The 11,971-nt window shown below is 39.0% G+C and carries 7 protein-coding genes, 1 rRNA gene and 2 pseudogenes (1 of these 10 cut by a window edge); 1 reads left to right on the top strand and 9 read right to left on the bottom strand.

Features of this window, described 5'->3' with window-relative positions:
- The 4 genes from HFP47_RS08885 to menB all read right to left on the bottom strand — a co-directional run.
- Positions 1-968, bottom strand: a 16S ribosomal RNA gene (locus HFP47_RS08885); it reaches 583 nt to the left of the window's first position.
- Positions 969-1,460: 492 nt separating this feature from the next.
- On the bottom strand, positions 1,461-2,645 hold the full coding sequence (locus HFP47_RS08880; protein ID WP_025267636.1) for a pyridoxal phosphate-dependent aminotransferase: 1,185 nt from the start codon (positions 2,643-2,645) through the stop codon (positions 1,461-1,463).
- A gap of 12 nt (positions 2,646-2,657) precedes the next feature.
- Entirely contained in the window at positions 2,658-3,452 is a 795-nt protein-coding gene (locus tag HFP47_RS08875; RefSeq protein WP_042251837.1) for a carbon-nitrogen family hydrolase, read from the bottom strand.
- Between the two features lie 19 nt (positions 3,453-3,471).
- Complete coding sequence (menB, locus tag HFP47_RS08870; protein WP_036092883.1) at positions 3,472-4,305, bottom strand: 1,4-dihydroxy-2-naphthoyl-CoA synthase; 834 nt, start codon at positions 4,303-4,305, stop codon at positions 3,472-3,474.
- A gap of 35 nt (positions 4,306-4,340) precedes the next feature.
- On the opposite strand from menB, the gene HFP47_RS08865 reads away from it, so the two are divergent.
- A complete protein-coding gene (locus tag HFP47_RS08865; RefSeq protein WP_011679032.1) occupies positions 4,341-4,715 on the top strand; it encodes a PaaI family thioesterase in 375 nt (124 codons plus the stop codon).
- Positions 4,716-4,759: 44 nt separating this feature from the next.
- Here the strand turns inward: HFP47_RS08865 and asp3 are convergent, their stop codons facing one another.
- The 5 genes and pseudogenes from asp3 to HFP47_RS08840 all read right to left on the bottom strand — a co-directional run bounded on the left by asp3 (position 4,760) and on the right by HFP47_RS08840 (position 11,962).
- On the bottom strand, positions 4,760-5,797 hold the full coding sequence (gene asp3, locus HFP47_RS08860) for an accessory Sec system protein Asp3 (RefSeq protein ID WP_042251843.1): 1,038 nt from the start codon (positions 5,795-5,797) through the stop codon (positions 4,760-4,762).
- Positions 5,797-7,316: pseudogene (gene asp2, locus HFP47_RS08855) on the bottom strand (accessory Sec system protein Asp2). Before asp2 ends, asp3 begins: the two are co-directional and overlap by 1 nt.
- Positions 7,317-7,343: 27 nt before the next feature.
- Positions 7,344-8,807, bottom strand: coding sequence for an accessory Sec system protein Asp1 (gene asp1, locus HFP47_RS08850; protein ID WP_042251847.1), 1,464 nt, complete (start codon positions 8,805-8,807; stop codon positions 7,344-7,346).
- A 61-nt stretch (positions 8,808-8,868) separates the two neighbouring features.
- Complete coding sequence (locus tag HFP47_RS08845; RefSeq protein ID WP_179876343.1) at positions 8,869-10,341, bottom strand: glycosyltransferase; 1,473 nt, start codon at positions 10,339-10,341, stop codon at positions 8,869-8,871.
- Positions 10,338-11,962 (bottom strand): annotated as a pseudogene (locus HFP47_RS08840) (glycosyltransferase). Before HFP47_RS08840 ends, HFP47_RS08845 begins: the two are co-directional and overlap by 4 nt.
- Positions 11,963-11,971 lie beyond the last annotated feature (9 nt).

Here is an 11,971-nt window from a genome sequence, read left to right as displayed (position 1 = left end):
ATTAAACCACATGCTCCACCGCTTGTGCGGGTCCCCGTCAATTCCTTTGAGTTTCAACCTTGCGGTCGTACTCCCCAGGCGGAACACTTAATGCGTTAGCTTCGGCACTAAGAGGCGGAAACCTCCTAACACCTAGTGTTCATCGTTTACGGTGTGGACTACCAGGGTATCTAATCCTGTTTGCTACCCACACTTTCGAGCCTCAACGTCAGTTGCAGTCCAGTAAGCCGCCTTCGCCACTGGTGTTCTTCCATATATCTACGCATTCCACCGCTACACATGGAGTTCCACTTACCTCTACCGCACTCAAGTTAACCAGTTTCCAATGCCATTCCGGAGTTGAGCTCCGGGCTTTCACATCAGACTTAATAAACCGTCTGCGCTCGCTTTACGCCCAATAAATCCGGATAACGCTCGGGACATACGTATTACCGCGGCTGCTGGCACGTATTTAGCCGTCCCTTTCTGGTATGGTACCGTCAAACTAAAATCATTTCCTATTCTAGCTGTTCTTCCCATACAACAGTGCTTTACGACCCGAAAGCCTTCATCACACACGCGGCGTTGCTCCATCAGGCTTTCGCCCATTGTGGAAGATTCCCTACTGCAGCCTCCCGTAGGAGTTTGGGCCGTGTCTCAGTCCCAATGTGGCCGATCAGTCTCTCAACTCGGCTATGCATCATTGTCTTGGTAGGCCTTTACCCCACCAACTAACTAATGCACCGCGGATCCATCTCTAGGTGACGCCGAAGCGCCTTTTAACTTTGTGTCATGCGACACTAAGTTTTATTCGGTATTAGCATCTGTTTCCAAATGTTATCCCCAGCCTTGAGGCAGGTTGTCCACGTGTTACTCACCCGTTCGCCACTCACTTGAAAGGTGCAAGCACCTTTCGCTGTGCGTTCGACTTGCATGTATTAGGCACGCCGCCAGCGTTCATCCTGAGCCAGGATCAAACTCTCAATTTGAAAATTTGAAGATTGCTCTTCGATTAAACTGACTATATTTCGCTATATCTCTATAACGTAATCCGTTTATTGTTTGTTACGAATTGACTTCGCAAATTTGTTTTTGTTACTTTACGTAACAGCTACAGATTCGTTTGTTCAAAGTTTTGTTCAGTTTTCAATGTGCTACTCGTTGTCGCTGAGACAACTATATTATCTTACCACGCTCATTTCGCTTTGTCAACTACTTCTTTTAAGAAGTTTTCGTCGACCTCACTGCTCTTACGCTCTCGCTCCCCCTTGCCTCGCAACGCTTTGCGTCGCTTCGCTCCGTCGGAACATATACTAATATACCAACTTTATTCCCCCTCGTCAACTACTTTTTTTACTTGTTTTTTTACTTGTCCTTTTTCTTATTTCGCAAACTATTAATCGTATCTGTATTGTTTATTTCCAGTAACAAGTCAATAACGTTCGTTTTTTATGAAAATAAAAAAATAAGCTGTCTCCAGCTTACTTTGAAAATATAGGTAACTTACTAATTCGTTTTGCAGCTTCAGCTAAACGTTCTTCACCAATTGTTAATCCGACACGTATATAACCTTGCCCACCCTTACCAAATCCAGATGCATCAGCTACAGCAACATCAGCCTCTTCTAATAGTAAATCTGCAAACTCACTCGACGTATAGCCTTTAGGTACAGGCATCAACACATAAAAGGCTCCCTGCGGAACGTAAGGTTCCCAACCAAATTCTCGAACTGCATTAATAAATACATCACGACGACGTTGATATAGATTGGTCAGATCTGTAACAGCTTTTTCACGCGCTGCTCTATTTGTTAAGGCCTCAATTGCTGCATCTTGAACCGCTGGGAATAATGAAACGAATAAATGATCTTGAATTAGATTAAGCGCTTCAATCATCTCTGCATTTCCAACAGCAAATCCTACTCGCCACCCCGCCATATTGAACGTTTTTGAGAAAGTATACGTTTCAATTCCAACACTTTTTGAATTTTCTGTTTGTAGAAATGATAGTGGCTTATGGCCATCATAGCCGATTGCCCCATAGGCAAAATCAGATACAATACCAACCTGATTTTCTTCTGCAAAACGAACAGTTTGTTGGTAAAATTCTGAAGTTGCAATTGCGCCAGTTGGATTGTTAGGATAGTTTAAATATAAAAACTTAGCTGCTTCAGCTACTGAGTTTGGAATCGCTTCATAATCAACCAAAAAATTATTTTCTTGCTTTAAAGGTACTGCTTCATAATTTACGCGCCCCAATGCTGCGGCAGATAAATAATCAGGGTACCCAGGATCTGGTAATAATAATGTTTCCCCAGGATTCATTAATGCCCACGGCAGCTCAACCAAACCAATTTTCGAGCCGGCTAATATAGCTACTTCTGTTTCTGGGTCGATTGACACGCCATACTCATCAGCATAAAATTCTGCAATGGCTTTCTTAAAACGTTCTTCACCGCGAAATAATGAATATTTGTGATCAGCCGGATTTTCTGCAGCCGCTTGTAAAGATTTAACAATATACTCAGGGGTAGGTTGATCAGGGTTCCCTTGCCCCAAATTAATCACATCTTTGCCGGCAGCAATTTTCGCATTCACTTTGGCAACAAGTGTTGCAAAAAATTGTTTAGGTAGTGTTTTAAGTAAGTCGGATTCTTCAAAATGCATACGTTATTCACCTTATCTGTAAAGTTCTGGACGACGATCGCTAAACACTGGGATTTCTCCTCGAATAGCTTTTTCATCATTAATATTAATTTCTGCTACTAATAATTCCACTTTGTCATCGCTTGCTTGTTGGACAATATTTCCTAGTGGGTCAATAATTAATGAACGACCACCAAATGTATTGTCGTTATCTCGACCTACACGATTCGCAGCGACCACAAATGTTTGATTTTCAATAGCTCGTGCTTGCAGCAAAAGTTGCCATTGTTTTATTCGTTGAATTGGCCATTCGGCAACGATATACAAAATTTCTTGTGGCCCTTGACTCATCATGGTACGTAACCACTCTGGAAAGCGAATATCATAGCAAATGGCACCGGCAGATGGTACATCCGCCAAATTAAAAAGATTTGTTTTATTGCCCGCTGACATGAATTTCTCTTCATTCATTAGTCCAAATAAATGTAACTTATTGTATTCACTAACTTGTTCGCCTTTGTCATTGAAAACAAACATCGTGTTGTAAAATTTGTTCTCTGCTTGGGCTGTTGCCACAGAACCACCAACAATGTTGAGATGATATTTTTTAGCGAGATCACGCAACAAATTAACGCTTCTTTGTCCTTGAGGATCCGCTACGGTCTCCAAATTAAGGAGATCATACCCCGTATTCCACATTTCAGGATAAACTAAAATATCAGCCTCGACTGCTGCAGCCTTCTGAGCATACTCGATTACTGTTTGCTCATTAATGGCTGGTTTCCCCAGTGCTATATCAATTTGTGCAATCGCAATTTTTAAGGTCATCGTGTTAAACCTCCGTTATTTATGGGAACTTTGGGAATTGATCAAAATCAGGATCGCGCTTTTCTTTGAATGAATCACGACCTTCTTTAGCCTCGTCTGATGTATAGTACAGCATAGTGGCATCCCCAGCAAATTGCTGTAAGCCTGCAAGTCCATCTGTATCGGCATTCATCGCCGCTTTAATGAAGCGGAGAGCAGTTGGCGACTTAGTTAATAGTTCATCAGCCCATTCAATTGTGGCGTCTTCTACTTCATTTAATGGGACCACTTTATTAATCCAATTCATTTGATAGGCTTCCTCAGCGGTATAGAAATGATTCAAGAACCATACCTCTTTGGCACGCTTATGCCCTATTACTCGAGCTAAATAGCCTGAACCATATCCAGCATCAAACGAGCCTACCATTGGTCCTGTTTGACCAAATTTAGCATTGTCAGCAGCAACAGTCAGATCAGCAACCAATTGCAATACGTTTCCACCGCCAACAGACCAACCCTTGACCATAGCAATAATCGGCTTAGGAATAATACGCATTAGTCGTTGCAAGTCCAAAACATTTAAACGAGGAATGCCATCAGAACCAACATACCCACCATTACCACGTACTTTTTGGTTCCCACCTGAGGAGAAAGCTTTATCTCCAGCACCAGTTAAAATAATCACACCAATTTGAGCGTTATCTCGTGCAATTGTAAAAGCATCTATCATTTCAGATACCATCCCCGGTGTAAAAGCATTGTGTGTTGCGACGTCATTCATCGTAATTTTAGCAATTTTTCCAGGATTTTTGCCATCACTATTTTTTTCAAAAAGAATCTCGTCGTACTTCTTAATAGCGCTCCAAGTTGTCATTTGTTATACTCCATTCAGAAAGGAAATTAGTTATTATGAATATTATAGAACTTTTAGAATTAAAAACCACCATATTGTCTGCTGATAAAACAGTTGTTGAGTTAGCTGTCACTGATAAAATTATGCAACCTTATGGCATTGTTCATGGTGGTATTAACGCCTTATTAGCTGAAACAGCAGCTTCATTAGGTGCAAAAGAAGCTTTATCTGATAATCAATTTCCTGTTGGTGTCGATATCCAAACACACCATTTAAAACCAGTAAGCAAAGGAATTTTGATTGCCACTGCAACCCCAGTTAATATTGGTCATTCACTTCAAGTATGGCATGTTAAAATTACAGAAAATATTACTAACCAATTAACGAGTATAGCTACTGTTACCTTAAAAAACCAACAGAAAAAGAGCTAAACAAGTAAATGTTTGGCTCTTTTTTGTTGGTTATAAATAACTTATCATTTGTTTTTTTGACCAAAAAGCTTAGAGAATGCGCCAGGTTTTGGATGTGCTGCCTCATACAACAATTGCTGCTCATATTCTTCAGGCGTTGGCGTCTCATATGTCAGTGTTTCTAATCGCTCATATTTTGGATGTGAAATGATTAGATCAAGTTGAGTGTTGGGCATTATCGAACTAGTAAGATAGCTGACGCCATCAACGCTACGTTCAATTGTCCATTCTGACTTTCCAGGGGACAATAAAATATCTTCGCTAATTATGGCCACGCTCTTTTTAATTTGTTGCTGATAATAGAGGGCAGCGTAACTAGATATTGGTCCATAACCAACAAACTCAAGACTGTGCGCCTTAGCCTGTTTTCGTGCAGTTTTAATGGCTGATATTAGTTCTAACTGACGATAATAACCTGCTTTTAGTGTGCCACTTGCAACAAATAATACGGCTTGTTGCGTTGTTTTTATTTTTTTCGTGACATAGTCAGTTACCGCTTCTTCTGGCTCTGAAAAAATAACCCGTAATACTTTACTCGTCACTTTCTCTGGCTGGTGCAAATAATTATATAATTGTGGCGCTATTTCTTGGTCGTCTTCTCGCAAAATACCAGCCCTTTTTATGCGAATATCGAAATTATGAAATGTAAAATGTCCGCTTCCTGCAGAAACTAAATCAATAACATAGAAAGCATATTCATCTGGTGTATTGATCAACAGTCTTTCAGTATTTTCACTGAAAGTAGCAATTGGCTGGTATTGCTGATCAAAAAAAGTCACCACCAAATAGGCAAACATCCGGTCACTGGCATCAATATGACGCTCTATCACATATGTCTCACCGTGTGACAGCTGGGGCAAGTCTGCCTTCACCACCGGTTGACCACTCATTCTGTTGTATGTAGAATGCCATCTCGCAACAACCTCTCCACTTGGTAAAAAATAATTTTCATAATACACTTCATTCAACGACCTGAAGTCAACTGTTGCCCCTTGAAGTCCCAGCAGTTCAGTATTGGGTGTCCAATAAATTTGATATTGCATTATTCACCCTCCGCTCGCATAGTGTTTTGTAATACATTTAAATTAGTCATCATGAAGTCAACCATTTCATCAAGTTTCTCCGTATGTTGCCCTTCTTCACTTTCATGCTTTACTGGGACATTATGCTTGGCAAAGAAATCTAATAATTGACCTAAGCTCTGACCATCATATTCATCTTGAGACATCGAAAATAAAGCCACTTTGATATTTGTCCAGTTCGTATTCTCAATGTGTTCCCATAACTTTTCATTCATGGCTACGTTATCATCAGGCCTAACATAGCCACTCAAATAACGTCGTACATCTAAACGCCAACCATAATCAAAGCCACGTGAAATAGTTGATCCAGCAGTGAATGTGCCCAAATTAACAATTGGTTTTGCAATGACAACAGCAGCGGGGTTAAGATCAGCAGCGTAGTACAAAGCAGGGTAACTACCCATAGAAGCACCCATCAAAATAAGATCTTCGGCACGTAGTCCTAATGTTTTCATTTTTTGCTTAATTATTCTAATGATGGTCGCTTCATATTCTGCTGTTCCAATATCAAATGCGCCACCCTGTACACGCGCATCTGTAAACAATAAATATGGTGTTCCTAGACGATTTAACGCTTCTTGCATTTCAAACCCATCAACATGAAGCCTCGTATCCGCAAAACTGACAATCAGTGGTTTTTGACGATCTCCGGGATTAAAGTAACTTAACACTTCTTCATTTTCTTTGGTAAGCTGCCACGTTCCACCTGGTAGCAAATGTCCCAACCCATGTCGAGAGGCTCTTTGGTGAATGACGTAAAAATCAAGGGTTCCCTGACCTTTACCCAAAACCAAGATTTCATAATTTTCGTAATCTTCAGGGGCGCTACAGTTGTCAATTGGCGCAATGATTGATCAGCTATCAACTGTTGAGTCAATACTTCACCATTTTTATAGAACACAAATAGCAAGGCCGGTTCGGCTTTCTCTGTATGATTGTATTCCAACCATACCTCGTTTGCTCGACCACTTTGAAAATCGCTTGTACCAGCCTTTAGTGTTCCTAATTGTTGCCAATTTTCTCCAAATTCACCTTCAAATTGCGTTGAAAAATCTCCTTGTCGTTGCAAATGAATTCCTTCAGGCACATAAGGAATAAATTGTTCGGCGCTAAAGCGTGTCGAAAAACCATATTGGCTGGTATCCATATCAGTAACTATTCTTTTTTCAACATTTTCTGGTGTATTTTCTTCAATACGAAAAGCGCGTCGCTCATCAAGAATTTTTTGAAAATCAGACGCTACTTCATGAGCAAAGTAAACCACTCGTAATGCAGGCCATTCATTAATTTGACTGGATAGCAGCGTGCTTTCAAGATGATCATCTGTGAGCAACACATAGGTTTGTTCTAATACGTACGGATCCCTTTGCATGGCTAAAAAAGTAGGTAGGTCCAGTACTGATGTATGGTGCCAATCGAGCTTATCAGTAATATATGGTGCCCAGTTTTCTGCGCCAATTTGTAAAATTGATATTGTCATTTTTCACCTGTCATTGCATCAAATTATTTAGTTATTCATCTTACTTTTGATTTTGTTGAATACTTGCTGCCATTTAATCCATAGCATTTCACTAGTATATTCCGCTTGTATGTCTGCGGATACTTCTTGTGCTATTTCAAAATGCTTTTTATTATCCAAAAAGAAACTTATTGCTTTGTCTAACTCTGCAAAGTCTGCCAATACTTTACCATTTTTATCAGGCTCAAGGTAGACTGTTTCCGTGCTGTTAATTTGTGGTATAGAAAAATTAATTGCCACGGTTTGTAAGAATTGATTTGGTTCATTATCCAAATCAATTAGGATTTGCGTGTGTTTCATATAACGCACAAGTTGTTCTTCATTTTGAGTCTCCAAGAAATGAAAACGTGATTTAAAGGCCATTTGACTGTCCTGATCTACCAAGCCATGCTCATTTTTAGCTTTTAAACTCGCTTCATGAATTTGTTTTTGCATTGCTGAAGTTTTATCAGAAGTTTCAAATACAACTGTCGTCGTGTCATATTCATTAATAATATTAATTAATGCAGCAATAACTATCGTTTGTTGTGCAACAGATAAATTATGTGCTGAAATAAATAGACTTACCAGTGGACTCTGGAGATGTTCGTTTTCCACCATATCTGTTGCGTATGGTGGAACGATAGCAACTTCCTTTGTTTCACCATCAAATGCTATTACTTGTTGTTGATGCCGCTCATTGTCCGTAACAATAAAATCGCTAATTTTTCCCAATTCCTTGCCTACTTCAACAAAATTATTTTGTACGCTGACAATTATTGGTTGTTTGATAGCAATATCCTCAAGTATTTCACCAGTAGTTACGCTTGGAGAAATAATTATATTTTCATCATCGGGTATTTTATTCAAGTAATAACTTACGAGTTCATGAATCAATACCGTCATATTAGAAAATTGTGTCTGCTCTGTCCACAACTGTTGCGTTGTTACAAGACCAGTCAGTTCATCCTCTTGCAACGCAATATCACCACTAGGGGTCAAGTAGTCTGTTCGAACTTGATTACCCTCATCAAATACGATAACTTTTGATACAAATCCTCGATCATCAATGATTAATTGTTGTGTCATCATATCGTCAGCAAACAAGTCAATATGGTCAAATGATAATTGATTACTCCAAATTGTCGCGTAGTGCTGGCCAGAAACGTTGACTAGAATTCGATCGGTCAACGTCATAAACTCTGCATAATCCGGCCAAGTAAAGTCATTTAATGCCACAGGTCGTGGCGCTGACAAGTCAATATGTTGTAATACATCAAACGCTGACCAAACGGTAGCTTTATCAATATTTTTGTTTGACAATATACCACGCAATTTGGGTAGATAATCACACAAGATGAAGGCAACTTCTTGTCCTTGTTCTAAAAATAATTGTGCTTGATGGATGCTGTCATTAAATTGTGGTATCTCTACGCCAAGTTCGCTCCAGTTTGGCATAATGTGAATTCTCATCGAAAGTACCTCATATGTACGGAGATCAATTCTCCTGATTTTAGACTAAATCATATTTAACTCATTGCAAGTTCAAATCTTGCCACTGCTTATAAACACTATCTTTGGTAAATAATTGTGCTTGTTGGGACGCTAATATGCTAGCCTCTTGCCATTGCTTATCATCTTGAAATAGCGAAACTATTCTGTTTGCAGCCTGATCATAATTACCAATTGGTACAAGTTGTTCATTTGACATGTATGTATTTGGTCCATAATTAACATTATACGCGATTACAGGAAGTCCATGCGACATCGCTTCAATATTTTGCATACCGTTCCCTTCAGTTGGTACGGTTGATAGCAATACTTGCGCTCCTTCTATTACATCATCCAACATTTTACCAACAACATAGTTACCAAATGTAACAGTATTTTTTAACCCTAGTTGTTCAATTAATAAATCTAACTCATTTAATAGCTGCCGATCAGTACTGTACCCCCGAAATTCTAGCGTCGCATCTGCTACACTAGCTTGCACGCTTTTTAGGATATACAGCGCATCTTGTGGTTGTTTTTCTTTAGCAATTCGGCCCAATACTAAAATTTTATGTGATTTACAATTGGCCAATAAATTTGTTTTATTTTCTTTGACAATCGTGTCTGGTGCAGCCAACACGGGTAGCGTTGTTAATGGCTGCATATCTTGCTGTTGTTGTTTCGTGGACACAATAATACCGGTAAAATCTAGTGCCCCGCGCATCAATTCAACTAATGTTGTCAACAATTGTCCCTTCAAATTTGTATGTGAACTATGCAAATAAAAATATTTTCCTTTTGTACTTTTTATTCCCGGTATGGTATTCAACATACTAGCTCTTTCTAAAATTATAGTCCCAGGATTTTGTTTCAGTTGCTCGTTCATAAAAAAGGTAAATAATTCATTTTCTGTATTAAACCGGTAATTTGCACCACAATAATTAATCAACTTATACATCGTTGGCATCAAATGCCCTTGGACATTCATATGTGTGATCTCTAAAACAACTTTCCCAACAGGAGTATAGAATTTTTGCAGACTAACTTCACCATTTGGATGAAAATAAGCGGTTGACGACTTAAAACCACGATAGTCCCATTCGTCACGTGCAACAATATGATCAAAGCGATCAAAGTATTCAACATTACCCATTAGCGCAACTGTCGCCGGCATGACATTTACCTTAGCAACAGTGCGTCCCTCATTTAGGATCAATGATTGGTCGGGATTAGGACTTTCAATGACGTATCTTTTTTTAGGAATTGTGACAGATTCGCGTAAATTTTGTTTGACTCGGCTAACCCGCGTCGCCTCTTGGAAAAAATCATACATATTCAAAACTTGATGGTCATTTAACCCAAGGGTTTTAATTGTCCGATGGAATACTGGTGTATAATTCCGTGTAACAAATAACGTTAAATTGCCAAATGAATTATACATCGATGTGCGAGCAGCCTGAGAAAATTCAGTACCGGAGTTAAATTCAAATGCATTCTCCGAAATGAAATAATTCATGATTCACTCTCCTCATCCGCACCCTTTAGATCATTAATCGTCATATGAAAATAATTAGCTTGTTTGACTGGCCACATTTTTTTGCATCGACCAAAAGTAAACACCATTGTGCCCACACCGTGTCAGAACTATATCGATAAGACATTTCATAGGATGTGTCGCTGAGTTGTTGCATGAGACGTGGCTCTTTGAAGATGTGAATTAACGCTTCACCCATAGATTTGTAATCATTTAGAGGCACGATGTAACCATTTTTTCCCTCATTAATAATTGCATTTGGACCATAGTTGACATCGTAAGTTACCCCAATGTCTCCCTGTGCCAACGCTTCCATCAGCGATAAATTAAACCCTTCCATACTTGAAGTAACACCAAAAACTTGCGCGTCTTGTTCGACCAATGCAACCTGATTAGTATAATCATGCAATGTCACAATGTTTTCTAAATTATTTTCTCTAATGGCTGACTCAATCAAACGTTCAGCAAGAAAATTATTGGTTGGATCCTTGTACCCATATAAATCAAGCGTTATTTGTGGCACTTGCTGGCGCGCATACGCAACCGCTTTTACTAATTGGTCAAGTTGTTTTTCTGGTGCTTTACGTGCCAATGCCACGACTTTACCAAATGTTCGCTCTGCCATAGGCACACGTTGCTGTTGTAACTGTTTCATTGGTATAACGCCAACTGGAATTGTAAATAGTTTCGTGATTGGTTTGAATCGACTGCGAATATCATTTGTTTGCCTTTCCGTAGCGCTAACCACAGCATCATAGACGTTAATATTAAACAAACTATACTCATAATTATTATTTAATATGCCCTTTTCAGGATGACTCGCGTCACTAGCATGAGAATTATGCAAAAAAAGTACATTGTACGATGGTTTATCCAAATAACGCAATACAGTTTGAGCTAAATGTGCACGATCTAATATAAAAATATTTGGTTCATTTTTTGACCAGTACTCATCATTAAGCAAATTTAAAAAGTGCAAGGTTACTTGCTCAAGTGTATCAAAAATATGGATTTCGCCTACCCTACTCATCAACCGCCAACAAACTTTTTCAACAGATCCATCACTATTAATTTTGTTAAATGCTTCTAAAACCGTTCTCCCTTCGGGACTTTGCCATGTTTCGGAACCAATTTTATTATCAGGTGTGTACCATTGAGATAGAGAAACAAAGCCTCGAGAATCATACATATTAACACAATATAAATTACCAAAACCATCAAATAACTCAGTAGAGGCTACTTGCTTTTGATCAGTCCGATAATTAACACGAGCAATAAGCTGTTGATTTATATCGTAAATAAGATAACGATTTTTTTTAATCTCTTCAACTCTATGCGTGTTAGCCACACCAAAATCCAGATCATTAACTGTTATCGTCTGATCAAATACCTCGGTTGCTTCTTGAAAATAATCAAACATGTTAATCACCTCGAAGGATTGTAAGCTGGTTGCTTTCATGTTTTCATGCAAAAGAGGATCCCATTCGCGAAGCACAATTTTAAACTGTTCTCCGTGTGCTCGAAAAAGATCGGCGCGTTTTAATTGCGCATGCTCAATTCCTGATTTCTGTGGTTGCATAGTTGCATTTAAGAAAAAAATCATTCTATAAAT

Origin of the sequence: Leuconostoc sp. DB-1 (genome assembly GCF_013414845.1) — a bacterium.
Classification (GTDB): Bacteria; Bacillota; Bacilli; order Lactobacillales; family Lactobacillaceae; genus Leuconostoc; species Leuconostoc mesenteroides.
This window is presented reverse-complemented; position numbering and strand designations above follow the sequence as displayed.